Here is a 25,753-nt window from a genome sequence, read left to right on the forward strand (position 1 = left end):
TCAACTCGGAGAACGCCATGTGCGTCAACTACGTGACTATTTCACGGCAACTGGCCTTTGACTTCTTCCGCACTTCCATGGAGGAAAGCGACGATTGGCGTGATGAGCTCTACCAGGACTATGTCGGCCCCATCATTGTTCATGACGACGCCGGTAACCGCAAAGGTCTCACCGGCACCTACGGGTTCATCCCCAAACGACACATGCCGCCTGGTCAGCGTCTCACGACAATGAACGCCCGTGCCGAAACCGTTGGCCAACTGAGGACCTACAAGTCCGCATGGGCCAAGTCTCAACTTTGCCTTGTCCCTATGGTCCGTTTCTTCGAACCAAACTGGGAGCAACCTGCGCACGTGCGCTGGTCCATTGGGATGGCCACCGGCGAGCCGTTTGCAGTCGCCGGCCTTTACAGGGAATGGGAAGAAGAGAATGGAAAGAAGTCGTTTTCTTTCACCCAGCTGACCATCAACGCCGACGACCACCGGCTCATGAAGCGCTTCCACCGTCAAGGCGAGGAAAAGCGCTCGCTGGTCATTGTCCCGAACGCCGACTACGACGATTGGCTTGGATGCAAGGACACCGAACGCGCGCGGACATACCTACAGCCCTACCCGGCCGAACTGATGGCAGGACAACTGGCACCAAAGGTAGCCGTGGCCTTGCAGAAAGAGCTATTTTGAGCTGACTGGAATAAGAGCAAACTGCAGTCACCGGCATCCAAACGGTTCCAACGCAGGGACAAGATTTCCGGCTACCGCACGCCTGTACGAATAGGACGATTCAAACGGATAGTACGATTTAAATCGGAAATATCGTTTGTATCATTTGCAACATTTCAATCAATACCATCGTTTGGGTCATCGGCGCCGGCCACATGCTCAACCGCTGCTTGCCGGCCGTTTCGTGATTATGACCTCACCAAGATTTCGTTTGTCAAAAAGCAGGAAAACGTCGGTGCAACCTGGAGGAATGTGTCGGCCTAGACCACGGCCATCTCGTCCACTGAAGTCCTAGATATTTTATTTTAAAAAAAGTTGCCACATGGAATTTATTCTGACATAATCAAAAATATTCATCCATTGATTAGCCGAGCCCCGGAGTACGCAATACTTCGCTAACTGAGCACCATAGCTCATTTCCCGGTTTTTCAATTATATAGCCTTGAACGCAAGAACTTCTACGGCTACTGGATGTTACTAGCCTTCAGCGCAAATCCTAGCGCCTCCATTATGACGGAAACACATCGGTTTCCGGCCAATCTAAATAATTATTGCGACTATACGCTATAGCCACGTCCACATTCAGGGCCACATAAATGGTGTTGAAAATGGCGAACTCTGGCACGACGCAAAAATAATCACATAATCGTAGGCCTATTGGAGAATCACTGTGACCATCAAAAAAAACAATGCACCAAACATCACCGCAGCTGAGCTGGCGGCGCTACTGACAATCTCAGATGAGTTTGAGAATGGACCTGTGGCGCTACTAACTGAGCTAGTACAGTTTGTCGCTGAAGAAGAGACTGAATCCGGTACTATCGAAGAAGCTCTTCATTATATCGCGACCGAAGGACTAGGTTGGGATGGGGGGCGCGACGGAAATATCGGCTTGAATGTACGAATATTCAGCGAGACCTCCGATACCACGTACTGTGAGTGGACAAGCAGTGGAGACTCGACCTGGACTAGGCTCAGGGATTTGGTCGACGCCATCAACAACAAAAACGAAGTTCCAGATTGGTTCGACGCAGATTGGTTCACAGTACAGATAAGGCCAGGAGTTTGGGTTACACGAGCAGCGCTCCGTAGCGACAACGACTAGGCCCCCCATCCTACGCCCCTTATTCGGGGCGTATTTGATATCGTTACCCTGAATATCGCGCGGCAGCGACATACGAACAAGCATTGTGGGCAAATGTTTAAGTGTACCTACACTTTGCAGGACATCAAAATTCATCCGTCCCAGCAATGCCAATATTGCCATATGGTAAAATTTCATTTGGTCAACATAGACCAAAAATAACTAACTGAGGTCATCATGAGCAACAAACAAATCACGAATGCAGTGCGCCTTGCAAACAGTCTTACCAAAGACATCTCCGGAAACTTGCTTTCAGGTCAAGAAATGCGCGTCGTCGAGTATCTGCAAATTTTGCGTTCTGTACTAGATGGCTTGGAAGAAAAGTTGGAAGCAGGCAGTGATTTCAAAGCCGAGCAAAATCTGGAAACAGTCATGGTGGCCGTAGATGCGAAGCTGAATAACATGACACCGATAGATAAAGACCGTGTTGGGCCGTCAATGGAAAAATGGGCGAAAAAAGGTATTACTTTGGCTATGCTGGTTGAACCACAGGCCTAAAAACCCAGTATTAATTTATTCCAAGAGCCCGCTCAGACCGAACTATGGTCTGGCGGGTTTCTTTTTTTTACAAGGTAGTACAAGCGCGGTGGGCCACCGTACAGGTAGAAGATGGCACCAAGCGCTAACGGCTGATAGTTTTGCCATGGACAAACGGTCGATACAACCCTGTTGACAGGCAAACAACAGCCTCGACAACACCCAAACACACCACACATGCGGACTCTAGGGCATTCCAGCACGCGTCCGGACGGGTTGAGTCCCCCTTCTTTGCCTCCAGCCCCCTATATAAAGACGTTGCTATACAAGAGGTACCAGAACAACTTCTGTCCGCCTAAATAAGCGTGCAGCCGGCACCTCTACGTGTAAAAAAACCCCTTTTGTGAGCAATGACAAAATGAACCACAACCTACAGGAAACCTCGAACGGCATCCGTATCTGCGTCTACAAATCAGACAGAACAAAATGGACGACGGTCTTCGCTAGCAAAGCGTACCTCGATAAAGTGCTGGTAATCTGCGGTAACGACATGAGTGCCGTCACGCACCAAGCCCGGTATGCTAGCCTCACTTGTGTGCAGAAAACTGGTGAGACTTGGACGCACGCAGTCCTGGGTGGAGCGCGTCGGCTGCTGGTTGCAGAAGCAAAGAAGCTAGCCGTGCGGCGTCGGCAAGCAGGGGCTGCAGTTGCTATCAAAAGTGAGGCGGAGGCACTTTACTGAGCTTGCAGCTGAAAATAACTCCGCCTAGGAGTTGGCTCTTGCTGAAACAGACGGGGAATGCTAAGCGCGGCAGCTAGGAATTTATCGTATTGCTCTGCCTTCGGCGTCATACATCGGCGTGTACGTAAAGCCGTATTCTTTGATACTGACAGGGTACGGGGTATTGGTTTCACCAAAACCACGGTGCTTGCCAATACGGGGTTGACGGTCCAGACAAGCTTCATAGTCCGGTGTTCCATACTTGCACAGGATGCGAACAACGATGTTGCCTTCGCCTTTGCTTGCAAAGTCTTTGTTTACCTGAAATGTATCTGTTTGACGTATCTCCACGAGGTCGTACATGTGCAGTTTCGGCAAGTGGTCAGGCACAACCGCCGAAGTAAGCCACATCCTGTCGCCAGTGGACGCAAACAATCCACTGAACTCAAAACGGGTGTTCACCCGAACAACCCGTAGATTGAATTCAGGGGTACCTTTTGCAATACCCTGAGCGTACAGCTGATTACGTGCGGGAGAGGTCATCGAGCCCGCCCACTGCTCGTCCCAAGCGACAGCGGCACCCAGATTCCTTCCTTTCATGTTGTCATCCAGGTTAATGCCGAACAGGCTGTTGGTGACAGTGATGGCAGGGCTTTGGCAACCAACAACTAAAAATAGCGATGAGAGCCAACCCGTCGCATTCAATACAGATTTTATTTTTTTCATCAAACGTCCTTGTTCCTGCTCTGTAAGCGTAAAGCCTGCGCCGTCTTGAGCCTGGCGTTGATTTGCTAGATGATGGCATCACACCGCTGGGAAGCGGCGTGTTGTTTAAGCCGAAGGGAGCTGCGCGGCGCAGTTCCAAGGCAGGAAGTCGTCGACCTGATTGACCGGATGATCGGCGATGTTGGTCAGCACATGGCGCAGCCAGGCCTCGGGGTCAACACCGTTGAGCTTGGCCGTGCCGATCAGCGAGTAGATCGCGGCAGCACGCTCGCCGCCGCTGTCGGCACCTGCGAACAGGTAATTGCGGCGGCCGATGGCGACACCGCGCAACGCCCGCTCGGCGGCCGAGTTGTCGATCTCAATGATGCCGTCGTCGCAGTAACGCAGTAACGCCGGCCATAGGTTCAGCGCGTACTGGATTGCCGCCGCCGTGTCCGACTTGCGCGACAGCTTTTCAAGCGTGGCGCGTAGCCAGCCATTAAGCTCGTCGAGCAATGGTCGTGATCGTTGCTGGCGCGCCAGTTGTCGTTCGTGCGGCGGCTTGCCGCGTATCTCGGCTTCGATCACATACAGTTCGGCGATGCGTCGTAGAGCCTCGGTCGTGATGGCAGATGACCTGGCCGCGTGCAGGTCGTAGAATTTTCGCCGTGCGTGCGCCCAGCATGCCGCCTCCTGGATGGTGCCGTCGACGTACAGCGCATTGAAGCCGGCATAGGCGTCAGCCTGCAGCACGCCGCTGAAGCTGGCCAGGTGGGTTTGCGGATGGATACCCTTGCGGTCCGGCGTGTAGGCGAACCAGACCGCTGCTGGCGTGGTGTCGCCCGACGCGCTATCGTCACGCACGTAGGTCCACAGCCGCGCTGTTTTCGTCTTGCCATTGCCGGGCGCCAGGACCGGAATCGGGGTGTCGTCGGCGTGCAGCTTGGCGCCAGCGAGCACATGGCGCCGGATCGCCTCGACCAGCGGGCGCAGCAGCGCGCTGGCCGCCCCGACCCAGTTCGCCAGCAGCGCACGTTCCAGTTCGACGCCTTCGCGGGCATAGATCACCGACTGCCGGTATAGCGGCAGATGGTCAGCGAACTTGGCCACCAGGATATGGGCCAGCAGCCCCGGTCCGGCAATGCCGCGCGCGATCGGCCGGCTTGGCGCCGGTGCCTGCACGATGGTGTCGCAGCACTTGCACGCCAGCTTCGGACGTACATGACGGATCACGCGGAAGCTGGCCGGCACGAACTCCAGTTGCTCGGCGACGTCCTCACCCAACTTGCGCAGCCCGCCACCGCAGGCCGGGCAAGCCTCGGCCTGCGGTTGATACACGCGCTCGTCGCGCGCCAGGTGCTCCGGCAGCGGTTTGCGCGCCGACTTGGTGCGCGGTGCCTTGTCTGCCGGCGGCCGCTCACGCTCGGCCTCACCCTCGGTCGCTTGCAGGTCTTCCAGTTGTAGTTCCAGCTGTTCGATCTGGTGGTCCAGCTTCTCGGATTTGCGACCGAACTGCATGCGACGCAGCTTGGCAATCATCAGCTTCAGATGCTCGATCTCGACCTCGGTCGTCGTCAGTTGCGCGCGCAGTCCTGACACCAGCTCGTCGTGCGCGGCGATGACGGTGTCGCGCTCACGCAGCGTCTGCTCGGCCGCCAGCAGCAATGCCTTGAGGGCATCGATGTCGTTGGGCAGATCGGCTGAATTGAGCATGGGCCAAGTTTACGCGAGGGCGCCGACGTTTACAAGCCCGACGATGGTTGCCAGGTGCGTACTGGCTGGCGCCAGTCGATGCCTTCGAGCAGCATCGACAGTTGGGCCTGCGTCAGCGTGACCGTGCCGCTGCTGGCCTGCGGCCAGATGAAACGGCCCCGCTCAAGCCGCTTGGCCAGCAGGCACAGGCCGTCGCCAGTCCACCACAGCAGTTTGATGATGTCGCCGCGCCGGCCACGAAATACAAACACATGGCCGTTGAATGGATCGGCCTGCAGCGTCGTCTCTATCTTGGCCGCCAGGCCGTTGAAGCCGCAGCGCATGTCGGTGATGCCAGCGACGATCCAGATCCGGGTGTGGGCCGGCAGGCCGATCATGGCAGCAGCCGCTGCAACACCAGGTGCAGCACGGCAGTGTCAACGGCGCCTTCCAGCCGCAGCCGCGCTTTGCCAACGGTCAGTTCGATGATGCCGCCGCACGCTGGTGCCTGCTCGGCCACGGGCTGTGCCATGACCGACGCCACCACCGTCACCGGCAGCAGTGTGCAGACATTATTGCCAGATTCCTGCTGGCCTTCTCCGAACAGTTTACGCCAAGCGAATACCTGATTGGCGTTGAGGTTGTGCTGGCGGGCGATGCGCGAAACGGATGCGTCAGGCAGCAGCGACTGGGCGACGACGGCCCGCTTGAATTCATCGGAGTGGCGCCGGTAGCTGCCACGTTTTGAGGGTCTTGCGACTGGTTGAATTATTGTGTCCATAATCGAGTTTGTGGACACAATCGATTTGTGTCTCAACCTCAAATCATGCTGGCAGGAGTAGTCAAGGTAAAGACGGCGCTGGCTTTACGCTTACCTGCTCTTGGCCTCGGGTTCCAGAAAAATAACGATTTCATGGAAAAATTCAGTGGCACCGACCGTGCAATTTTCTATCACTTTGATGAGTGCTCTTCAAACACCCTAAACGCTTTTTTTGCGTACTCTTTATGGTCATCAATTGGTTTTGTTAGCGATTCAATATTTGGAAATTTCGGGTTACATAAAATTTCAAAAAAATCCGCACTGTATGTACCTGGAATGAGAGGCAGAAAATCTGTTGGAACATTTGACACCGAAGTCGGCTTTCCATTCAAATCGTGAGTTACAACGCTCAATACTTGAATTGTACGCTTAGCGCAATTCGCCTCCCAACGCCCCTGCCGAGAGTAAAAGTCGCCCACGTTCACATAACGAGGATTTTCTATTTGTTGTATCGAGGCCCTAACAATTTTTTTATTTTTTTCAATATCCTTTTCAAAAATAAATATTGCCTTTTCTTTGCTGCTTAAGTGCAGCATGAAGCGGGCCGGTTCAGCATTTGCAATGCCAATCAGAGAAAATAAAGCCAAGCCTATCAGAGTTTTTTTCATGAGCAATATCCAATTGTATCGTTAAAACAACTCAACTCTACGAATTTAAATTCTGGCCAATTCTTATGATTTTCAATAGCGTAATTGGCAAATACGCCTTCCCTTGGACAGAGGGAGGCGTACCCAGAATTTCTGCACGCAGACCAGCTGGGCCAGAAGCCGTGCTTCAAACAGCCGCAACCTTAATTTTTTGCCACCAATTTTATTGCTGGCGTTCTATAGAGCGCCTTTGCAATTCGGCGCGCAAGATAGCAGCGATGCGCGTTTAGCCGCGACTGAGCTTGTCGACAGCCGGCAACGGCCCGAGTTCTGGTTGTCCTTCAACATGCACCGCTCGCGTACCAGCTGCGCTTTCGATGGTGCGCACGGTGTCAATAATCGTTTTGTTTACCCACGCTTCTGGTGTACCGATTAGTGCATCTGAGCCGCTTTGAAGCACGCCAGTCAGGCCCCCGCGTGTCTTGGAGAACACCGCGTACATGTCAAGGTTATAGCCTGACTGATAGCGATAGAGGCAACTGTACAGGGTCAGATTGCTCGAGCCCGAAATGTTTCTGACTGCTTTTGATGTCCAGACAGCACCGTCGCATTTAGCTACTTTTACTCCGACGCCGCCGTTTTGAGCCGCAGCGAGTTGCATCATTGCCCCCATGCCACCACCCATTGCACCCGCCATATCTACCAAGGTGAATTTTCCTGGCTCTGCGGGTACCGTGATGCCAAGCTGCAGCGGCGTCGAGCTCTGCACGCTGTTCGTGTTTTGAGCCAGACCATTTGCAGCAGCACGGGACACCGTGGCGACGTCGGCTTGAGTCTTGAAATCGAAAATGTGATAAATCTCGACTACCTCCTGGCGATTAGCTAGGCTTTGGTTCACTGTGTTGCAGCCGCTGAGCAGGACAACACCAGCAACGGCGGTCAGGATGATTTTTTTAGTCATTCTATTTCCATAGGATTCTGTCAATGGACGGCAGACGCGGGGCTCAAAAACAGGCGCTCTACCGCGTAAGTGACGTTAGTTTTAAAAAGCACAATTATTTTCTATGTGGCAATATATTGTAGATTTAAAACCAGTAGAAGTAAATAGAGTAGAGTTTTTAGCTGTAGATATAAAACAAGTATTGCTTGACCCTTCGTCTCATGAACGAACCGTCATCCTCACCAGAGCGCCCCACTTTTCGGCATCGATGTGCCGCGGAGCTAAAATCCAAGCGCGAGACGGCAGGGCTATCGCAAGAAAGTCTCGCGGAACGCGCGGGCTTTCATCGTAGCTATGTAAGCCAAGTCGAACGCGCGGTGCAGAATATGTCACTCGACAACCTGGAGCGGCTACATTTGGCACTTACACAGATGCAACTGAGCGGCGACATAAAATCGCTGAGAATGAGGTTTGCCAAGAACATGAAGCGCGAGCGGGTCGACCAAGGGCTATCTCAGGAAAAACTTGCGGAGTTGGCCGGGCTACACAGGACTTATGTGAGCCAGGTCGAGCGAGGTGTTACATCTATCTCGCTCGACAATGTGGAGAAGTTGGCGGCAGCGCTGGGACGGGACGAGGAGTCTTTACTAGACACGCATATAAATTCGTAGGTTCTGGACAGGTACTGAGCATCCTGATGCACCAGGCGGAATCTTTGCAAAACAACGCCCGCATTCGCTACATTACCGACAAAAAGCCCTGCACCACAGAGCTCTCCGAGCATATCCCCTTTTGTTTACAGCTTCTTCGAGCTCCTGACGGCAAGCGATTTCTGCCAACTCGCGCCCAGCCAATCTAGTTGATGAGGCGGCGGCTTAGCATCCCAGGGCGTGCCTGCATCGCGGTTCGCTTCAAGCCAAACCTGAAACAGGTCTTCGATACTCGCCCCGTCGTTTAGCGCGTCGAGCGTGGCATCAAAATCTTTTGCGGACATCCATCTAAACGACTCCAGCACCGCATCAACGCTCAGCACTTCCCTGCTTACAGCTCCCGCTGCTTTCAAATGCTCTGTAATCAAGCCACGGGCGTAGCTAGCCGCCTGGGTGTGGCGGTCGATTGTTATCAACGCCTCGACCAAGCCATCAGCTTCAGGCATGTAAACAGCGTGAACAACACGCCCCCAGCGATTTTTTGTCAGCAATGCAACCTGACCATGTTCGACAATGAAAACTGGGCCCCCGGCTCGGTCTTTGGGTGTGATTTTGGGTGCAGGTGCAGGTGGTTTTACACGTTTGAGAGCAGCGATGGCGGCGCGTTTGGCAAGGCTGCTGCATTCGGCAAGGTTGAGCATGTTCATGGTTGGTTCCAAATTTTTGATGGGTAAGTGAGCCCTCTTCTTGAGTTGCTCTACCATGTATAGATACGTCTGGCCCATCATGTCGCGCATAACGTAAGGAGCAGCCCGGCGCTGACCGACTGCTACGACTGCTACGACCGCTACAACTACTGTAACTACTGCAACCAGGGCACGCTCGGCGCTAACGCGCGTGCCCCTCGCAACAGCAAGAACAAGGTCGGACGAAAATTCAAGTTAGGCATCCATTTCATGGCCTTGTTCGGATATCGTCCCTCAAGCTATCGCGCCAATGGCCTTGCACCCCCTCTGCCAATTCGACGCAACCTATGAGGTCATGGACGCGCAAATGGAGATTCAGCAAGTGACAAAACATCCGTCCAGCTACTCTCAAATATCGGCCCCATCACATCGGGTTGGTATACCAGCGCAATAGAACGCCAGAAGTTCAAGCACTCCTCGAATTGACTCCGCGTCGCGATGCTTGAGTCCCAAGGCTCTTTTTTAGCAAATGTGCCAATCCACGAAGTGATAAGGTCATACTGATTTTTGATACGACCTGGCTTGGCGATGACTACCATTCGCGTCGTTTCACTCCCGGCTGTATTCATACTGGCAACACGCGAAGGCAACTTGCGATTAGCACGGATAGCAAATAATGTTCGCTCCTTGGCATCGACAGGAGCGGTCTCAATAATCCCTTGGCGGCCAACGATACGCCCCATGTCGACCTCAAATTCAATTTTTTGTGGCGTTGCAGGCAGCCGTATTTTAGAGATGGCCTCCTCCAGGTGAACAAGAACATCTGGATGCGCCTTCAGATGATTCCAGCCTTGGTGAGTAACGTTGATTTTTCCACCACATTTAGTTTCATAATTATTCATATATTCCCTTAGCTTTAATGAGATTTTCTAAAGAACAACTTACGTTCGCGCCATCCGCTTTCATCGCTAGTCGAGGAGTCAACCAACTAATCGTATAGCTTGATAATTTATATACGGTACGAGTGAAGACCTGGCGACCAATAAAAAGTAGGATATTTTTGTGGCTTCAAATGGTTTAATCATTTTTTGGCGACACGAATCCAACAGCATTTAAAATGCCAACTAAAAAATAGTGTAAAGAACGTTAAGACGAATGAGCGCGAACGAAACGCGGCCGCAACTGGAAATAGAAACTAAGGAAATGTGAAAAACCCCGGCTGACGACAGATGTGAAAAATGACGCAGTTATGCCGTGAGGATATAAAAAATGTATTATTTTTGGAAATTTTATTGGCAACAATGAATGCATGATAGTCCTCCTTATAGAAACGTTATTGAACTCAAATAGAGTGTAATAACGTCAAGGGGGCGTGCGTTGCCAAGACGGTGCTTCGATTAATACATGGACCTAAAAAATTCTTTCACCATAAGAGTTCATACTCTTTGCAGCGGCAGGTCATCAATCGCTTTAGCAGTTAACGCCTTCAGTCCATAAGTTGCATCATAGCATTATTCGCTTAATTTTGTCAATCGACTTTATGGGGTTGGTTCATTTTTTTTGTTTGCAGGATAGAAATATGATGCTAGCTCTCCAAAAAACTTGTTTTTTACAAATATTAATGAGAGATGCACTGGCAGAGTCGACACGGCTAAATTCGGCACAATAAAGTACATCATTTCAAATGATGGCTACAATCCGGCTAGCATGCTAGGTTGCATCCAGGTCTCTTGTTCCAAGGTCCAAGTTTCATTGTTGAGAGGGCGACTTTTCACCATCTTCCGTGACGGCCCTCTCACTTTTGAAGTGAAGGTACGCTAGAGCAACCTGCTTTGAGACCACTTAATGGCAGGCGATTTTTCACACTAGGTCACACAGCAGGAAGGAGGAGCCAGCATCTTGAATGTGCTCGGCGGAGAAAGCAATGTATCCACGAAGAAATTTTCTTGACAGAGACTATTTAGCATGGCATGATTTCTCTACTGCAACACAATTCTTACCGGCAAATTTCTTTTGCCGCGTCAAAAGAGTGATTTATCAAATGAGAATATATCTCATTTTTAATAAACTCTATCTTAAGCAAATTAAATAATATTTTTTACAAACTGCGCTCAAGCACCTTTGGCCGCTGCATTTTTCAAAAAACTTTGCGCACAACGCGCGGAGAAGATTCGCTCTTTAACAATTCGATACTCCCTTTGACCGCAGCGTTAGCAAGCATACCTGTCCAATGGATACCCTGCGCCGAAGTTGGCCCATGCAAATCGCATTGCCCCGTCTTAGTTGACCACCAATATAAATTCATCCCCTATAGCTGTTCACCGGTACGTCATGTACTGGCACGTATCGCGGTCCACATACCGAGAGCGGCCTATAAATTCACGCTAACAATGAATGGGAGCAGTATGAATAGCACATTAGTCGATTTAAACGAGCTCAGCACGATGCTTGGTCGCAGCCCGGAGACCATCAAGAAGGACTTGAAGCGGAACAGGCTTGCGGTACCGCCGCGCCTGCATATACCGGGCACACGGTTGCTGCGATGGCGGCAAATCGATATCGACCGTTGGCTCGCCAGTCACGTCGAAAGCCAAGTTGAGGTCAGCAAATGACAGCGCACTTCGAGCCTCCCCGGGCCAACTGGGCGCGAACGGTTTCGGCCGAAACCGGAACGACCATAGCTGGGAGCTTGGCCGTCTTGGCTTGCTCCAACGACGATGCGCTGCCCAAGGACATATTCGACCACATCGACGTTAAACGCATCATTGCAAAATTTGCAATGCACTCAACTACAAATAACACCAATGACATCTAATTGAGACTCCAAAGAAATGAATATTGAACAACCTATACACTCCGCCCACGTCACAAATAATTTTGAAGTACAAAAAAAACTGATAGAGGAAATTGCTAGTAACGACCCATTGTTCGCACAATCCAAAAGCCGCGGAAGCGCGCAGGACGATTGCAACTCCGACGCAGCTATCGCAGGTAGCCGAGCAGTTAGCACTGATAGCTGTTCGAGTACAACCGCCTTACCTGCAACCGTAGATGACGACTCTATCGCTAGCGTTGACGAGAGGGCTGTAGATACGCAGGCATTCAAGGGGGCCGACGCAGTCAAATTGCAACCAAACGGGAAACTTGCCGCTATCAACTGGCCCGTCACCACACTTCGACCTCGAGGCAAGGACTTCATCGAGACCCCCGACCCGGTATTCGACAACGTGCGATATTTATTGAACGAGTACAAAGTGTTAGTCAGATATAACGAACTCAAGCGCAAACCCGAGATTAAAATTCCAGATATTGAGTACAACGAGGACAATCGCCGTGAGCGCAACCGCGGCAAGGTCTTGGACTTGGTCATTCTCAACGGTTTGCGCATGCCAGAGAGCCGTGTCGATGAGGCTATTCAACAGGTTGCGGACAAGAATGCCTTCCATCCCGTTCGCGACTGGATTGACTCAACGGCGTGGGACGGCGTGTCGCGCTTGAACGAATTCTTTGCCACACTGGAGGTTGCACCGCGGTTTGAAGCGCATCGAAATGCGATGGTCCGCCGCTGGCTCATTAGCGCGGTTGCAGCGCTATACCGCCATTCGCGTGAAACCGTCACGAAATACGAAGGATGCTTGGTACTGCAAGGTGCGCAAAATGCAGGTAAAACTACGTGGTATGCATCGCTAGCACCGGCAAACACGATGGCTATCAAGACTAGCTTCAAGCTCGTACCCAGCAATAAGGACCACATTTTCACCCTGGCGGCGCACTGGATTGTTGAGCTTGGCGAGTTGGACTCGACGTTCTCGGCCAGCGAAATGGGTAGTCTCAAAGCGTTCATGTCAGACACCGTCGATTGTCAACGCCGCGCTTATGGCCGGGAAGACAGCGAACTGACCCGCCAGACCATAATGGGTGCGTCGGTAAATAAGCCAGACTACCTCGTCGACGACACGGGCAATCGTCGCTGGTGGACGGTGCCTGTAACGTCAGTGAACTCTCGGCACGGCATCAACATGCAACAGGTATGGGCGGAGGTAAAGTCACTGTTTATGGAGGGCGAACAGTGGTGGCTGACAGAGCACGAGATGAATGGGCTGACGGCCGTAAATCGCGAGTTCGGCGCTATCGTACCAGTCAAGGAACTCATTACCGCTACTTTCGAATTCGACAGAGTGGCACACCAAATGTCGCTGGTCGGCTCCGAACCAAAAAAAGATGAACGCCAACGAGTCCGCCTGACGGTGACGGAAATCGTGATGCTGGTCGGACTGCGAGCCGACGACCGCAAAACCATCGGCGAATGCGGCCGGGCACTGCGCGAGTTAACCGGCGGTGAACCAGAACCTAGCAATGGTCGGGACGTATGGCGCTTGATACCTCGCGAAGACAGCGTCCACTACGCTGAGCTGAAAGCTATTATCGCGCGGCAAAATGGCTATGCCAAACGCAAGAAAGCTGGTTGACAGACAATCACAACCCTTGGCTTACGCCTTTTGCGCCAAGCTGGACAATTTGACGCGTTCTAAGTGAGCCGGCCGCAAGCTAGCAGGTCTGCCGCATCCGGTGCCGCAGGAAAGCGGCGGAGCGGCTCTCCTGCGGCCATCCCCCCCCCCCCCCGCGAGCCATCGTCATTGCTGAGTTCGGCGCGGGCCTGGCTAAGCGTGCACTTTGAGTTGCCACACAAAGCGTCACGCTTAACCTGTCCGAGCATGCGAACCTGAGCGGCGCCATCTACCACCAATCCAGCCATCCACATTGACCGGAGCAATAAACGATATAAACAATTTGTAAAATATACGGCAGGCCGCCCTGATACGGCCCGTCATGTCACGAAAAGATGAGCCATGAGGCATAGGGCGTCACGCAACCAAGCATAAGCTGACCCGCCTGAAACTGTTCGGCATGGCGCGCGGCTTTCCGAGTAGTCCATGTTGAGCCTGAACCCTGGCTTCGAAGAACGGCCATGCTTGCTGGTTTTCCACAAGACGACCGAATGCGATGGCACAGCATTTGGCCAGCACCAGAAGCGCGCCAAGTTCAAGTCCAACACGACCACTCAGGACAACTACCACTACGCTCGCACGCTTGAAAAGGCGCTGTACCAAAGGTGCTGTCCCGCTAATGGCTATTCGACAAACAGGATGTGCTATTTACTAGCCCGACGGACCTGGGCAAGACTTGGCTGGCGTGTACTGTGGCTCATCAGGTCCACCCCAGAGCTACAGCGTCTATACGTACGTCTGTCTCGCTTTTTGGTGAACTGAGCATCCGCCTCACTGACGAGCACTACGACAAGTCGCTCAAAAATTTGGCCATGGCGAATTCGCTCGTGATTGGCCAATGAGGATTGTCCATACTCAACGATGCCCACCTCCAATATAGAACCACATCCGATTAGGGAGCCGATGGGGTACTATTCAAGAAGCGACACCCTTCTTGAAACCCGCATGGATACTCAGTTTCCAAGAATTAGGGTATAGAGTGTAGCGTTTTAAAAGAGTTACTGAAGGGTATTCTTTACCTCCCATTCAGCGCTGTAATAAACGAAAACTTCCGTCGGCTTAGTATTGCCCCCCTTCCCCCCTAATACCGCTGAAACCCGCATGAATACTAGCTTACTGGAAGGTGGGCAACCAGGGTACTTCATTGATTTACGCCCACTTCTTGCCATTTACTCCCGCCAAACATAGTGTTTGCCATTACGCCCGCAGTCATGAGCGGCCTACATACTGGCTCACGACGGTCAAACAGAGACATTTACACCGCGCAAGCCCGAGTGTCGCCGGCTCCACGACTGCGTACTCAAGGCTGGTACTTGTATTTGCCTCAGTGGCGCCGCCAAGGGCAAAGTCGTCCAGTGTCAAACGGGTAATTTGCTCCTCCCGCCCCAGCCATCACCTCGGTCTCAAAAAATTTGATATCGCCACCGCTATCTCCCTCCACGAGTTCGCTATACGGTTTCAGGCCACGATGTGAACATGATTTTCAACACATCCTCACGCGCGCCATTGCGCTCGACCACTACCTATTGCTAGTGCCGGGGTAGTCCGGCCAGCGGGGTAATTTAGACACCGCTTTGCGCCGACGACATAAATCATGTCGCTACATATCAGTAGAACGGATATCACCGTCCCAATCGATTCCATCATTAATAAAGGATAATCATATGCATAAACAAGCGCGCATCATTGCAATTTGCCACCCAAAAGGAGGGGTCGGTAAAACCACAACCACGATGATTCTCGCGGCCGCACTCGCAGAACGAGCCTATCGGGTTTTAGTAGCGGACTGCGATGCGCAAGCATCGGCATCCGCCTGGGCAAGCGCGGCACCAGAAGGAAAGCCATTTCCAGCGGCGGTAGTCAACCTTTCGACGTATGCAGGGAAAGTGCATCGAGAGATTCAAAAGCATCTCGATAACTACGATTTTATCGTTGTCGATTGTCCGCCAGGCCTGGAGTCTTTAAGTCCCCAGTCTGCGATTCTCGTAGCCGACTTAGTCATCGTGCCCTTGCCTCCATCGCCCGCGGACTTTTGGGCCGCACGTGGGGTCAAACTTTTGATTGAGCGGGGAACAGATTTCAATCCTGGCATGAAGGCGGGCATCCTGCCGAATCGAGTTGTGCGCACGTCTCTCTCAAGAGCAATCATGCGGGAGCTAAACGATTTTGGCATTCCGCTGCTGTCGTCGCGGTTGACGAATCGAACTGCATACCAAGAAGCTGTCGTGAGCGGTATGTCGGTTTCCGCGTTAGGACCAGATGCAAAGGTCGCGGCGGATGAGGTCAGTGTCCTCGCCGACGAGGTGCTGGCCTTACTAGGAGAGAGCAAGTGACGAAAAAGATGTTTGACAAGGACAAATTGCGTTCGACAGTTGCGCAACAAGATGCAGCCCTGGTCAACCGTTTCGACAAAGCAGATTCTATCCTGCTGAAGTCTCCGGAACCCGCCAAGGAACTGAAGCCGGCCCCGCAAAAATCATCCGTTGTGAGGGACACGTTTTCCATGCCCCTGGATGACTATACAAGAATCGAGGAACTACGCATTACTGCGGCTAGGGAAGGCCGTGTTTCGACCAGCAAGAGTGAGGTCGTGCGCGCCGGATTACATGCCTTAAGCGCGCTCAATGGTCAACAATTGGTCGAGGCTCTCGGCCGACTTGAGAAGCTCGTACCCGGCAGAAAAAGCTGATTGATTTCATACCGTTATAACGATTAACTCGTTATAACGGTATTTTTTCGTGATACTGCACCGTCAAAGGCCGCAGCCTGCTTCACTACGGCGTGTTCGTGACACCATTGGTCGCCACCAACGCTCAGGGGCGGAGGCTTACGTTGGGCCGAACCGTAGCGGTGCAATTGGCGAACTGCATTCGACCTTTGACTGCTCAACGCGTGGTACGAGCGACGGCTGTTCAGAAACATGGGACACCCTCCCCTCTCAGTTACATTCCGAGTCGTCAAATCGTGCAAACCCGGCATCGCCATTGGCAAGTTATCAGGCGCCGAAATCTATCTCCATTGACGGTAACTCAGTCAAACATCGAGCCGCTGTCGAACATCGAGCTGCTGCCAAATGAATCCGCGGAATGGTCAACTGACGAGTAATGGCCGTGGTCGCTGGACGTGTCGGACTGCCCCCAAAAATTTCCTGTTACGTCAACGCCACCGATACCGCCCATCATCGGCATCCCGTTTGCCGGATTGACCAACATAGATTCATGCTCAAAAAAATTATCGTCAATACCACTGGCTGATGAACCCGAGCTCGAACCCGAATCAGAATCAGAATCAGAATCAGAATCAGGGGTACCCGATGGCGGGAACATCAAATCGAAGAATTTCGATAGAAAATTCATTTTATTTCCTTTATTTTTATTATAGGGGAATGAATGTTAACACCGGATTTACGAGAAAGATAGCCTATTTTTTAGGCAGCATTAAAGAACAAGTTTTTTGGTGCCAATGAAGTAATTTAAAAATTCCGTGTCTACTACACCTGCTTTTAATACGTCGCTATACGGGTAAGCAGAGAAAATACTGCCAACCAAAAATAAGGACATACGGTATGACTAGTACAACGTATATGTTTGAATTCAGTAAATCGGGACAAGTTTTCGCGTACATTTCGGCAAAAAACAAGAAACAAGCGCGTCGGAGAACTCAGCATGTGAGCCATCTTGCTTGCATCCCTCAAGGTTGCGGAGTGAAAGTCGTCGAGGAGGCTATACGAGGCAGGGCACCCATTTTTTTCGAAAAGCACCTTCGTGCTATAGAGAACATCTTCAAGGAAGCCCTTGCTGAAGCATAACGCCCTGCCGTCAATCTTCATCGGATGAGCCGACACTGACCAAAAACATCGAGGAAAGAAGTATGAAACTACTGGATATCGCAGACATCATTGAGAAGCTTTTGGACTTGCGCATTTGTCGCCCAGAATTAGCTCGTAGAATGCCGCATGAAAAAGAACTCCCGGATGATGCAGTACCGTATTTAATAGAACGTGTTGAGGCTGCATTTGCAGCATGCCAAAATATTACTCCAAAAACGAAGGCAATAATTTTTTCTGAACTAACGACCTGGCTAATTATCAGTCATAATTTTTACTTGATACGTCTTGTACGCGAAGAAAATCCGTGGACGTTTACGTATCCAAAATCAGAACTCCTTACTTATCATTGATTCAGCCAGGAATCTAGACTAGAGGAGCGATGGTCTGATAAGTCACAAAAATATAGGCTATATTTTCATTCTTTTCATGGCGGAACCCAGCAATGGATTCCGCCATTTTTTTCATTATTTCTTCGTATCACATCAACGAAAGTTGGACTCGTCGCCATTGACCGCACCATTTATCCTGAATTTCCACGAAAAATGTAGAGCGATTTACTATGTATTTACCCTCGGCTCAGGATTCAAAGTTCGAGGAAAACGGGGGCAAGTAAACCTGCCCCCGTTTTAATTATCAAAATAAAAAACGCACCTATTTTTCAGAAATATGAAAAATCAGCGGTCACCTAAATATCATCAGCATTTGCACCCGCCAAGGTGCTTTATACTATTCCAATTCCTGCCAAGGAATCAGACACCTGGCCACTGCCAAGCAGCACAGGTATAGCCTTATATATCACACAGTCGACGCTTTTCGCGTCGGTTAAGACTTTCGTGTCACTCCCGAGAGAGCAAGCAAACAGGTTTTCGTGCGAACCCTCCGTTTGCCTGGCTTGCGCCATCACTAATCATCTTGCAGCCGTCGGCGCGATACGGTTACCCGCATCTCGGTTGAAGCATTGTCTCAAGGGTAGTCAGCCCCATCATTGACAACGCCGTTTCCGGCCAACATTCCCGTCTTCACCATGGAGTATCTTCGAATAAGTAGCCGTGCTTAAGAATCATTGAATCCCGTTTCCAGCGGGCGAACACCGAGGTGTCCCGTCGCGCAGCCAAGAGGCCCAAACGCTTGCGCTTCTCCAAAGTTCCATCAGTTCGCACAAATGAGGGGCACTACCCACCTCATCCCACGGCAAGACCTTCCGGTCCGTTTCTTACTCTCCCAATGCGACGCCTGGTCGATAGCATCCCTGCTATCGACGTTAGTCGCAATTACACCCTTAAGCTCTCCCCGAACCCAACGTGCTTGCGCTAGTTGGTGCCCCGCGTTCATGCCGCGCTCTGTCGAGCTCACGGACATGTCTCTTCGTTTGTTGAGATGCGCACCAAGCCCCTTGCGGGTACCTGGCAGAGTTCTAGGTGTGGGTAGCTTGCGGACGCTTTCGCGCCCCGATACAAGTCCAGGATTTAAAACCTGGTCTCTCCATAGTTTCGGATTTCATCTGCTTTCACATATCGGGAGCCCTGGTGGACACCGAATGTTCCTGCAGCACCGCGCTCTTACGAGGCGGTCCTTTGAGACGGTCGCGCCCTCTCATAAATACATGAGACGGTGTGGGTCAACCAGGGAGTGGCGCTCCCTGGCTGCCCGTTATCGCCGGACGGGCACGATTATGTGCATCCGGCGGTCCCGACGCTACTGCAATTTGCTCGACTAAAGCATACGGCAGTGCATCAACTGTGTGTAAGACTCAGGGGCGTTGGCGCGCCCCCAGAGCCAAGAAAATTGGCTTGAGGGTGGCTGGCCCCGTAATAACACTGGCTATGAGTGTCCTGGCCTGTATAGCGACGTAACAAAAGCCTTCGCAAAATTTGCTTGGCCTCTTTTTAGGTGCCTTCGGCACAGTGGATGAAAACACGTTGCTCCAGCTGGAGCCACCTCAAAGCAGAGCCTGTTTTCCCCCTATTCCGCTTTCCCGCTCTTACATGGCGCCATGTCGCTATACAAGGAGAAATCAATTTTAAGGAAGTCGGAAAATGAACAAAAAACCCTGCGCAGTACACGTCGCCGTGACCAAAACCGCAGCGATGCGCTATATCGCTGAGACGGCGGGACATGGCTATCATCTATTTCAATCTGGTATCGTCCCTGCGGCTAAGGTACTTCAACTAATAAGAAAATTCGACGATAGCTATCGTATCCTGGCGACCCGCGGCATGCGAGATAACGACCGCTTGCGAGGTCGCTCTTGTGCGCGACTGGTGCTTTTCCCGAAGGTAAGCTTTCCCGAAGAAAAGCCCGAACGCGAATGGCTATTCTGGCTCATGGCCACCGAAGGAGTTGGAGAACTGAGCAAAGAAAAGCGAACTATGGATGCGCGTGAACCGGCCTCGCGTCTTCCTTGGGAAAAGCAGTACGCTCTGGTGTCGCGTCCCGTCCGCCGCCGAAATGGTGACCTTGACTATGTCTGGACGTGGGTGCTTCAAGATGTCTTCACAGCACGCTGGCGCCACGCTTTTGCTAAAGCTGCGGGGCGCGTGCGTTCCAGCAGGGAACGAAAGCCGGACTATCTCATCAAGCTCGTGACGTCATTGCGCAGGCTTCCTGGTTTTCAAGGCATCAATCGTCAAAAGAAAGCCCTAATCACCGGTGCCGACATCCCGCGCAATTGGCATGCTGAATTGAACCTGATGCAACTGGGAACGGTGGTCAACAAAGCTCTGCCTGTGTTCCATCCAGAGCGAACAATCGAAAATATGCTGAGCGGCGCCAATCTGCCGCCACAGCCCTAACCTTTTCACGACCGCAAACGTAGGGTCCCAAAGTGAGATGCGGTACCAAAGTAAAGACCCCGCATCTGCGGGGTCGAATCAATCAGTGCCAGGTACCGACCTGGCTATCCAGGAACGTAACGAATTCTTCGCTGAACACCGCGCCGTCATAGGTGTCGTTGAACTCGTAAGCGTCTGACACCTCGACGCCAGAAATCCGCTCGCCCATTTCCACCGCGCGCTCCAGTGATAGCGCCTCGATAACCATGTTTCGGTAATCGCTGACCGGGTGTGCTGTGTGCACAATATATGTTTTTTCCATTGCTGTTGTCCTTTTAGATTTTAGATGTCCTGCATTTCATATAGACACCTGCGAAAAAGGAGGTCAGACAGCCTTTCCTTTCTTGCTAATCCCGCTCAGACAACGACCGCAACGAATTGGTCACACGCTTCCGCCACGCAACGCCCCGGTCTTGTCTGCTACCGCCGCAGTCAAAAGAAAATTTACTTCATACTCAGCGCATAATTTTTCAAAAGGAATAAATCTTTTACGTATACGAAACTTCACAACCGTAATCGTAAAAGGTACTCATGAAAAAGGCAGCGAAAATCACCAGCTCCGTCGCGACGGCGCCAAAACACGCAAATAGGAAAACAGGCGCGGCACAAGCACATCAGGACACGCGAAGCAACCGCAAGCTGACCCTCACCCGCATCGCGGTCTCGGATGTAGGTGACACCAAGAAAGCCCTGATTGCCGCTATCCGCGCCGTGGGACTACCCGGCAATCCGGCAAACGTCGCCCGCGTGCAGGAACTCCGCGATGAATTTGATGCCGCACGACGCCACCGCCGCCTCAACCAGGTCAATGCCAAGACCACCAAGGCGATTTCGGCGCTCCCTGCACCTACCGGCGGCCCGGCCATCCGATTACCTCTTGGAACGCCTGCAACGCGCCTGATAGAGCTACGCAGGAGGACCGTGACGCACTACGCTCAGCAAGTATTTCGCAATGGAGCATCAGGCGGCACCAAATTTACGGTGGGTTTCGCAGATAGGACGAGCGATGTCATTTATACGACTAATCTCGACCGAAATTATGACGTTTATCGGGGGGCGTACAAAGGCTGGGGCGCGAACGTTGACTTGCACCAAATTTGTGTGCCTGCAGACTGGCGCCTCCGTGTTGAGCGCAAAGGTCTTGCACTACTTGGTGGCTTGATGACACTAGATGCGCTTCAAATAGAGGCGCCGGCCGGCATCGAACTCTACGCAGCCGTATGGGCCAGCCAGGGCCGTGGTTATGCTGTCAATACCGACCGTGGATTCATCGCTGTTGCCGACAGCGCCAGTTTTCATAGTGATACGGCCGAGGGAGCAATTTCGGGTCTGCTGCGGAAAGGTCGAAGCGCACCGACAAGGGCAGCGACGATTGCCGACATGAAGTCAGCGGTTAATGCTTTCATCGCAAAATACACGAGCTACGACATAGATGTCAGTCTTGACGACGCGCGCAGGTCAGGGAGTTGCGAGTATGGCATCAGCTCTTGGTGCGCTTCCGTTGGCATTGATATCAGGCGCGCGCAAGTGCCGATGGTTGAATTGCTGGAGGGATTCCGCTGCATGCCCCAGACTGAGGTGCGCCGCGCGGTCTTGGGTGCGGTAAAGCGCGCCAAAAGGCTAAATCGGCTACCTACTACTTTAGACCGTAACCAAACAAAGGTCTAATAATGTCTGCTCGTATTTCTCTGCTTGAAAAAAGTGCTGTCACGCAACGACTCGGCATTTGTGAGCGCACCCTCGAAAATCTTGTAAAGGCACAGAAATTCCCAAGAGGCCTGAAACTAGGCAAGAACATCGTATGGGATGAGGTCGCCGTCGAGAAATGGTTGGCCAACGCCCTGGAGCCGCAGTTGAATTGGTCGCCACCGCAGCGCCCCCGGAAAAGCGCGCGTTTTGGCTGACCAATAAGCGCCAACGATATGATGAATTCATATCGTTGGCGCGCATCTCAGTTCGGCTCCAGGCTGAGATAGTAGGGCTGCTCCAATTTTCCGCTCATTCCAGAACCCATTAAGCCAAACAATCTTTCACTCCCGAGCCCCCTTGGCCCCCTGATCGGGGGCCAAGGGGGCTCAATCGCTTACTGCTGTGGAAAATTAGCCTCGCGCGTCACATCCGTGGGACACTTGGCAATAATTCCCATGCGCTCACGTACAGCCATTGTGAGACGGGTTGACCGTTTTCGATTGAGCATGTCGGTTCCGGAACCACTCGCTGGCGGGGGTACTTGCAACACCGGCGACGCCGGTTCCGTGCGGTCCATCACATCGAGCACGTCCTGGCTGACCAAATTTACATACGTCTGCGCCATTGTGATGGTTTTATGTCCCAGGACTTTCATCAACTGATGGCTACTGAAACCGCGGCGGGCGAAATCAGTCGCGGCAACGTGGCGAAGGTCCCTGAATTGCAGGTCAGGGATACCTGCTTTCGTACGCACCCCATCCCAGGCGCAATCAACTGCATTGGCAGTCATGGGAAACACCACCCCGGACTCGTGCCGCGCCATTTCCCGGAGCACCCGGACCGCATGCTGAGTCAGTGGAACGGCAATTTGCCCTGTCTTAGACTCCACTACGAAGATTCGTCCATCAAGGTCGACCTTGTCCCAGCGCAACGCGAGAAGACTTGAACGACGCAAGGTCGTTTGCAATTCAAGTTCGACCAACGGCCAGAAATAGGGGTTGTCGCATTCAGCGAGGGCGTCCCACAAGCGCTTGCGCTGCTCTTGCGTGATAAACACAAATCGTGCATTCGACTTGCCGAGTTTGATGCCTTTGCAAGGATTTTCGAAGCCCTTCCAGCTCCATTCGTTGGCCGCCATGTTGAACATGTGCTTGAGTAGTGCGACCTCCTTTTGAACGCTGCTCTCGCTCAGTCCTTCCTTTTTCATATCAGCAACGAGACGTCGCAGGTCGGCCGTCGAGACGGCGCTGCAGCGCGTTTTGGCCAGCTCTCCGATACGCAGGTAAGTTTGAGAGCGCGCGGCACGGCGTGCGTCGTTGTGGCCCTGCCAGGACTCGGGCAGAGTGGAACGGTCGTACTCCGCCAGCGCGTGCCCCAAGGTATCATTCTGCACCCTCTTCAGCCGCGCCATCCCGGCACCTTCCAGATAGTGGTTGATGCGGTTGAGCTCGCTGGCGAAGCCGCGTTTGTTGACAGTGTAGAGCTGCGCATACAGGCGCAGCGCGTCGGCAAGCGTGGCCATGGTCGGGCCGCCCAGCTCCGGTGCATGCTGTGCATTGGCGTTCGCCAACTGCTCGGCAATCCACTGCACGGCATCGTCGTATCGGTCGAAGTCCTGCGCGGGACGCTTGCCGTTTGCTAGTGTGACTGTTGCGCGCCATTTGCCACGGTACCTGAATGGTTTTGCACCCTTAGCCATGGCTCACCTCCACAGCCGGGAAGATGAACTGCTGGACAGATACGGGATGCGAAAAGGAACCGGCATCGAGAAGATACGGCTTGGTGCGTTGTGCTGGATAGTCAAGTAGAACAGTTTTCATGCGTTGCCTTTGTAAAATGAAGGGACAACGCATTACAGCTACCGAACTTATATGCCGGGAATCCGGCTGTGGCGGTGCTGCAAGCAGCGCGAGCGTGCAAAGGCGCAAATGACCGCAACACGACGCATAAGGGCGCCGGTGCTGCCAGGGTTGCGCGCTATCACTTGCGCTATCAAACTCCACCCTTTGGCCGTAAACGACAAAGGCCTTCCGAAGAAGGCCTTTATTTTCAACGCTTTATTCTGGCTCCCCGACCTGGACTCGAACCAGGGACCTGCGGATTAACAGTCCGTCGCTCTACCAACTGAGCTATCAGGGAAAAGAGGCCGTATTATATAGGCCAAACCGGGTGCTGTCCAGATTTCCATAGGGGAAATCTTACCGTGGCCCAAGCTATGCGCCAGCGGCGCAAAAACAAAAAAGGCCACGTTTTTCAACGTTGCCTTTCGAATTCTGGCTCCCCGACCTGGACTCGAACCAGGGACCTGCGGATTAACAGTCCGTCGCTCTACCAACTGAGCTATCAGGGAAAAGAGGCAATATTATATGTCGCTTGTTCCATATTTGCAAGACTCATGCTGCATCTTGACAAACACGGCCATCGCCGACTTTCTACCGCCATCAGCGCCGCACTTGCATGCAGCGCCGAAGAAGCAAGATATTAAAGCACTTTGGCGATCGCGTCAATGACGATGTCGATATTGCGCGAATTCAATGCTGCCACGCAGATACGGCCCGTGTCGACGGCGTAGATCGATTGCTCGCGCAAGGACGCCACCTGCTCCTTGGTGAGGCCCGAGTACGAGAACATGCCGATTTGCTGGCGCACGAATTCGAAATCGTGGCCTGGCGCCTTGGCTTTCAGCTTTTCCACGAAGGCATTGCGCATTTCGCGGATGCGCACGCGCATGCCGGCCAATTCCTCTTCCCACAGCTGGCGCAGTTCCGGCGTGGCCAGGACGGTGGCGACCACCTTGCCGCCATGCGTAGGCGGGTTCGAGTAGTTGGTGCGCACGACGCGCTTCAGCTGCGACAGCAAACGGGCCGCTTCGTCGGCGCTCGAGGCGACGACGCTCAGGGCGCCCACGCGCTCGCCGTACAGCGAGAACGATTTCGAGAACGAGTTCGACACCAGCAGCGGGCCGCCCGCGTCGGCAAAGCGGCGCACCACGGCGCCGTCTTCGGCGATGCCGTTGGCGAAGCCTTGGTAGGCCATGTCCAGGAACGGTACCAGGCCGCGCGAAGTCACCACGCTGATGATCTGATCCCACTGGGCCACGCTCAGGTCGGCGCCGGTCGGGTTGTGGCAGCAGGCGTGCAGCACGACGACGGAACCGGCTGGCATGGCGTTCAGGCTGGCCAGCATGCCATCGAAGTTCACGCCATGGGTGGCGGCATCGTAGTACGTATAGTTATTCACGACGAAACCGGCATTTTCAAACAGCGCGCGGTGGTTTTCCCAGCTCGGGTCGCTGATGTAGACTTGCACGCCCGGCGCGAAGCGCTGCAGGAAGTCGGCGCCGATCTTCAGTGCGCCCGTGCCGCCGATGGCTTGCACGGTGACGGCGCGGCGCTCTTGAATAACGGCGCTGTCGGCGCCAAATACGAGTTCTTGCACAGCCTTGTCGTAGGCGGCCAGGCCTTCGATCGGCAGATAGGTGCGTGGCGCCGCCTGTTCGATCAGGATGGCTTCTGCCTTGCGTACGCAAGCTAACAGAGGCACTTTGCCGTTGTCGTCATAATAGACGCCAACGCCCAGATTGATTTTGGCGGGATTCTGGTCCGCGTTAAATGCTTCGGTGATGCCCAGGATCGGGTCGCGTGGGGCCATCTCGATGGCGCTAAACAGACTGGCAGAAACAGTTGGGTTCGTCATGATAAGATTGGATTCGATTGGAAGCAGGTTCACAGCGGAGTTGTAGACAGCGCCCCAAA

General features: G+C 52.9%; 24 protein-coding genes, 2 tRNA genes and 1 pseudogene. 13 read left to right on the plus strand and 14 right to left on the minus strand.

Annotation, left to right across the window (positions count from 1 at the left end):
- Positions 1–17: 17 nt before the first annotated feature.
- The 3 genes from CLU90_RS10360 (at position 18) to CLU90_RS10370 (ending at position 2,361) form a co-directional block, all read left to right on the plus strand.
- Positions 18–680, plus strand: coding sequence for an SOS response-associated peptidase (locus CLU90_RS10360; RefSeq protein WP_100427863.1), 663 nt, complete (start codon positions 18–20; stop codon positions 678–680).
- A gap of 709 nt (positions 681–1,389) precedes the next feature.
- Positions 1,390–1,824 (plus strand): hypothetical protein, encoded by a 435-nt coding sequence (locus CLU90_RS10365; RefSeq protein WP_100427864.1) that lies wholly within the window; start codon positions 1,390–1,392, stop codon positions 1,822–1,824.
- Positions 1,825–2,040: 216 nt separating this feature from the next.
- Positions 2,041–2,361, plus strand: a complete 321-nt coding sequence (locus CLU90_RS10370) for a hypothetical protein (RefSeq protein WP_157808795.1) — start codon at positions 2,041–2,043, stop codon at positions 2,359–2,361.
- An 802-nt stretch (positions 2,362–3,163) separates the two neighbouring features.
- On the opposite strand, the gene CLU90_RS10380 is transcribed toward CLU90_RS10370, so the two are convergent.
- The 6 genes from CLU90_RS10380 to CLU90_RS10400 form a co-directional block, all read right to left on the minus strand.
- Positions 3,164–3,787, minus strand: coding sequence for a hypothetical protein (locus CLU90_RS10380; RefSeq protein ID WP_157808796.1), 624 nt, complete (start codon positions 3,785–3,787; stop codon positions 3,164–3,166).
- Between the two features lie 105 nt (positions 3,788–3,892).
- Positions 3,893–5,479, minus strand: coding sequence for an IS66 family transposase (tnpC, locus tag CLU90_RS10385; RefSeq protein ID WP_100427868.1), 1,587 nt, complete (start codon positions 5,477–5,479; stop codon positions 3,893–3,895).
- A gap of 29 nt (positions 5,480–5,508) precedes the next feature.
- Positions 5,509–5,856, minus strand: a complete 348-nt coding sequence (gene tnpB / locus CLU90_RS10390) for an IS66 family insertion sequence element accessory protein TnpB (RefSeq protein ID WP_100427869.1) — start codon at positions 5,854–5,856, stop codon at positions 5,509–5,511.
- Positions 5,853–6,239: an IS66-like element accessory protein TnpA gene (tnpA, locus tag CLU90_RS10395; protein WP_100427870.1), complete on the minus strand. Its 387-nt coding sequence runs from the start codon at positions 6,237–6,239 to the stop codon at positions 5,853–5,855. Before tnpA ends, tnpB begins: the two co-directional genes overlap by 4 nt.
- A 170-nt stretch (positions 6,240–6,409) precedes the next feature.
- Complete coding sequence (locus CLU90_RS29250; protein WP_157808797.1) at positions 6,410–6,886, minus strand: surface-adhesin E family protein; 477 nt, start codon at positions 6,884–6,886, stop codon at positions 6,410–6,412.
- Between the two features lie 265 nt (positions 6,887–7,151).
- Entirely contained in the window at positions 7,152–7,826 is a 675-nt protein-coding gene (locus CLU90_RS10400) for a hypothetical protein (protein WP_100427871.1), read from the minus strand.
- Positions 7,827–8,026: 200 nt separating this feature from the next.
- Between CLU90_RS10400 and CLU90_RS30120 the strand changes: the two genes are divergently transcribed.
- A complete protein-coding gene (locus CLU90_RS30120; RefSeq protein ID WP_269799993.1) occupies positions 8,027–8,476 on the plus strand; it encodes a helix-turn-helix domain-containing protein in 450 nt (149 codons plus the stop codon).
- Positions 8,477–8,601: 125 nt separating this feature from the next.
- On the opposite strand, the gene CLU90_RS10415 is transcribed toward CLU90_RS30120, so the two are convergent.
- Positions 8,602–9,162 carry a hypothetical protein gene (locus CLU90_RS10415; protein WP_157808798.1) on the minus strand — a complete coding sequence of 187 codons (561 nt, stop codon included), beginning with the start codon at positions 9,160–9,162 and terminating at the stop codon, positions 8,602–8,604.
- Positions 9,163–9,494: 332 nt separating this feature from the next.
- Positions 9,495–10,043 carry a hypothetical protein gene (locus CLU90_RS29255; protein WP_157808799.1) on the minus strand — a complete coding sequence of 183 codons (549 nt, stop codon included), beginning with the start codon at positions 10,041–10,043 and terminating at the stop codon, positions 9,495–9,497.
- Positions 10,044–11,546: 1,503 nt separating this feature from the next.
- Here CLU90_RS29255 and CLU90_RS10425 point away from each other — a divergent pair.
- The 5 genes and pseudogenes from CLU90_RS10425 (at position 11,547) to CLU90_RS10445 (ending at position 16,338) form a co-directional block, all read left to right on the plus strand.
- Positions 11,547–11,753 carry a helix-turn-helix transcriptional regulator gene (locus CLU90_RS10425; protein WP_232731155.1) on the plus strand — a complete coding sequence of 69 codons (207 nt, stop codon included), beginning with the start codon at positions 11,547–11,549 and terminating at the stop codon, positions 11,751–11,753.
- Positions 11,754–11,972: 219 nt separating this feature from the next.
- Positions 11,973–13,610 carry a VapE domain-containing protein gene (locus tag CLU90_RS10435; RefSeq protein ID WP_100427876.1) on the plus strand — a complete coding sequence of 546 codons (1,638 nt, stop codon included), beginning with the start codon at positions 11,973–11,975 and terminating at the stop codon, positions 13,608–13,610.
- A 674-nt stretch (positions 13,611–14,284) separates the two neighbouring features.
- Positions 14,285–14,491 (plus strand): annotated as a pseudogene (locus tag CLU90_RS30215) (hypothetical protein); the annotation flags it as partial.
- An 822-nt stretch (positions 14,492–15,313) separates the two neighbouring features.
- Complete coding sequence (parA, locus tag CLU90_RS10440) at positions 15,314–15,982, plus strand: ParA family partition ATPase (RefSeq protein ID WP_100427877.1); 669 nt, start codon at positions 15,314–15,316, stop codon at positions 15,980–15,982.
- Positions 15,979–16,338, plus strand: coding sequence for a hypothetical protein (locus CLU90_RS10445; RefSeq protein ID WP_100427878.1), 360 nt, complete (start codon positions 15,979–15,981; stop codon positions 16,336–16,338). Before parA ends, CLU90_RS10445 begins: the two co-directional genes overlap by 4 nt.
- A 340-nt stretch (positions 16,339–16,678) precedes the next feature.
- On the opposite strand, the gene CLU90_RS29265 is transcribed toward CLU90_RS10445, so the two are convergent.
- Positions 16,679–17,005, minus strand: a complete 327-nt coding sequence (locus CLU90_RS29265; RefSeq protein WP_157808801.1) for a hypothetical protein — start codon at positions 17,003–17,005, stop codon at positions 16,679–16,681.
- 514 nt (positions 17,006–17,519) lie between these two features.
- Here CLU90_RS29265 and CLU90_RS29270 point away from each other — a divergent pair.
- Both CLU90_RS29270 and CLU90_RS10455 read left to right on the plus strand, forming a co-directional pair.
- The gene (locus CLU90_RS29270; protein WP_131688159.1) at positions 17,520–17,828 is read left to right on the plus strand and encodes a hypothetical protein; all 309 of its coding nucleotides are present in this window, start codon (positions 17,520–17,522) and stop codon (positions 17,826–17,828) included.
- Between the two features lie 1,686 nt (positions 17,829–19,514).
- On the plus strand, positions 19,515–20,270 hold the full coding sequence (locus tag CLU90_RS10455; RefSeq protein ID WP_100427880.1) for a hypothetical protein: 756 nt from the start codon (positions 19,515–19,517) through the stop codon (positions 20,268–20,270).
- An 82-nt stretch (positions 20,271–20,352) separates the two neighbouring features.
- Here CLU90_RS10455 and CLU90_RS10460 read toward each other — a convergent pair whose 3' ends face one another.
- Positions 20,353–20,571 (minus strand): hypothetical protein, encoded by a 219-nt coding sequence (locus CLU90_RS10460; protein WP_100427881.1) that lies wholly within the window; start codon positions 20,569–20,571, stop codon positions 20,353–20,355.
- A gap of 269 nt (positions 20,572–20,840) precedes the next feature.
- On the opposite strand from CLU90_RS10460, the gene CLU90_RS10465 reads away from it, so the two are divergent.
- A complete protein-coding gene (locus tag CLU90_RS10465; RefSeq protein ID WP_100427882.1) occupies positions 20,841–21,977 on the plus strand; it encodes a hypothetical protein in 1,137 nt (378 codons plus the stop codon).
- A gap of 2 nt (positions 21,978–21,979) precedes the next feature.
- On the plus strand, positions 21,980–22,213 hold the full coding sequence (locus CLU90_RS10470) for a helix-turn-helix transcriptional regulator (protein WP_100427883.1): 234 nt from the start codon (positions 21,980–21,982) through the stop codon (positions 22,211–22,213).
- A gap of 179 nt (positions 22,214–22,392) precedes the next feature.
- Here CLU90_RS10470 and CLU90_RS10475 read toward each other — a convergent pair whose 3' ends face one another.
- The 4 genes from CLU90_RS10475 to CLU90_RS10490 form a co-directional block, all read right to left on the minus strand.
- Positions 22,393–23,697 (minus strand): tyrosine-type recombinase/integrase, encoded by a 1,305-nt coding sequence (locus tag CLU90_RS10475; RefSeq protein ID WP_100427884.1) that lies wholly within the window; start codon positions 23,695–23,697, stop codon positions 22,393–22,395.
- Positions 23,698–24,061: 364 nt separating this feature from the next.
- Positions 24,062–24,137: transfer RNA gene (locus CLU90_RS10480), tRNA-Asn, on the minus strand.
- Positions 24,138–24,272: 135 nt separating this feature from the next.
- Positions 24,273–24,348, minus strand: a tRNA-Asn gene (locus CLU90_RS10485).
- A 131-nt stretch (positions 24,349–24,479) separates the two neighbouring features.
- Positions 24,480–25,694: an amino acid aminotransferase gene (locus CLU90_RS10490; RefSeq protein WP_198511190.1), complete on the minus strand. Its 1,215-nt coding sequence runs from the start codon at positions 25,692–25,694 to the stop codon at positions 24,480–24,482.
- Positions 25,695–25,753: the final 59 nt, after the last annotated feature.

The sequence above is a fragment of the Janthinobacterium sp. 67 genome (assembly GCF_002797895.1).
Taxonomy (GTDB): Bacteria; Pseudomonadota; Gammaproteobacteria; order Burkholderiales; family Burkholderiaceae_D; genus Janthinobacterium.

Bases quoted from the DNA above. Each gene is read 5' to 3' on its own strand.
- CLU90_RS10360 (WP_100427863.1), top strand. From the start codon at position 18: ATGTGCGTCAACTACGTGACTATTTCACGGCAACTGGCCTTTGACTTC.
- CLU90_RS10370 (WP_157808795.1), top strand. From the start codon at position 2,041: ATGAGCAACAAACAAATCACGAATGCAGTGCGCCTTGCAAACAGTCTT.
- CLU90_RS10380 (WP_157808796.1), bottom strand. From the start codon at position 3,787: ATGAAAAAAATAAAATCTGTATTGAATGCGACGGGTTGGCTCTCATCG.
- tnpC (WP_100427868.1), bottom strand. From the start codon at position 5,479: ATGCTCAATTCAGCCGATCTGCCCAACGACATCGATGCCCTCAAGGCA.
- tnpB (WP_100427869.1), bottom strand. From the start codon at position 5,856: ATGATCGGCCTGCCGGCCCACACCCGGATCTGGATCGTCGCTGGCATC.
- tnpA (WP_100427870.1), bottom strand. From the start codon at position 6,239: ATGGACACAATAATTCAACCAGTCGCAAGACCCTCAAAACGTGGCAGC.
- CLU90_RS29250 (WP_157808797.1), bottom strand. From the start codon at position 6,886: ATGAAAAAAACTCTGATAGGCTTGGCTTTATTTTCTCTGATTGGCATT.
- CLU90_RS10400 (WP_100427871.1), bottom strand. From the start codon at position 7,826: ATGACTAAAAAAATCATCCTGACCGCCGTTGCTGGTGTTGTCCTGCTC.
- CLU90_RS30120 (WP_269799993.1), top strand. From the start codon at position 8,027: ATGAACGAACCGTCATCCTCACCAGAGCGCCCCACTTTTCGGCATCGA.
- CLU90_RS10415 (WP_157808798.1), bottom strand. From the start codon at position 9,162: ATGAACATGCTCAACCTTGCCGAATGCAGCAGCCTTGCCAAACGCGCC.
- CLU90_RS29255 (WP_157808799.1), bottom strand. From the start codon at position 10,043: ATGAATAATTATGAAACTAAATGTGGTGGAAAAATCAACGTTACTCAC.
- CLU90_RS10425 (WP_232731155.1), top strand. From the start codon at position 11,547: ATGAATAGCACATTAGTCGATTTAAACGAGCTCAGCACGATGCTTGGT.
- CLU90_RS10435 (WP_100427876.1), top strand. From the start codon at position 11,973: ATGAATATTGAACAACCTATACACTCCGCCCACGTCACAAATAATTTT.
- parA (WP_100427877.1), top strand. From the start codon at position 15,314: ATGCATAAACAAGCGCGCATCATTGCAATTTGCCACCCAAAAGGAGGG.
- CLU90_RS29265 (WP_157808801.1), bottom strand. From the start codon at position 17,005: ATGAATTTTCTATCGAAATTCTTCGATTTGATGTTCCCGCCATCGGGT.
- CLU90_RS29270 (WP_131688159.1), top strand. From the start codon at position 17,520: ATGAAACTACTGGATATCGCAGACATCATTGAGAAGCTTTTGGACTTG.
- CLU90_RS10455 (WP_100427880.1), top strand. From the start codon at position 19,515: ATGAACAAAAAACCCTGCGCAGTACACGTCGCCGTGACCAAAACCGCA.
- CLU90_RS10460 (WP_100427881.1), bottom strand. From the start codon at position 20,571: ATGGAAAAAACATATATTGTGCACACAGCACACCCGGTCAGCGATTAC.
- CLU90_RS10465 (WP_100427882.1), top strand. From the start codon at position 20,841: ATGAAAAAGGCAGCGAAAATCACCAGCTCCGTCGCGACGGCGCCAAAA.
- CLU90_RS10470 (WP_100427883.1), top strand. From the start codon at position 21,980: ATGTCTGCTCGTATTTCTCTGCTTGAAAAAAGTGCTGTCACGCAACGA.
- CLU90_RS10475 (WP_100427884.1), bottom strand. From the start codon at position 23,697: ATGGCTAAGGGTGCAAAACCATTCAGGTACCGTGGCAAATGGCGCGCA.
- CLU90_RS10490 (WP_198511190.1), bottom strand. From the start codon at position 25,694: ATGACGAACCCAACTGTTTCTGCCAGTCTGTTTAGCGCCATCGAGATG.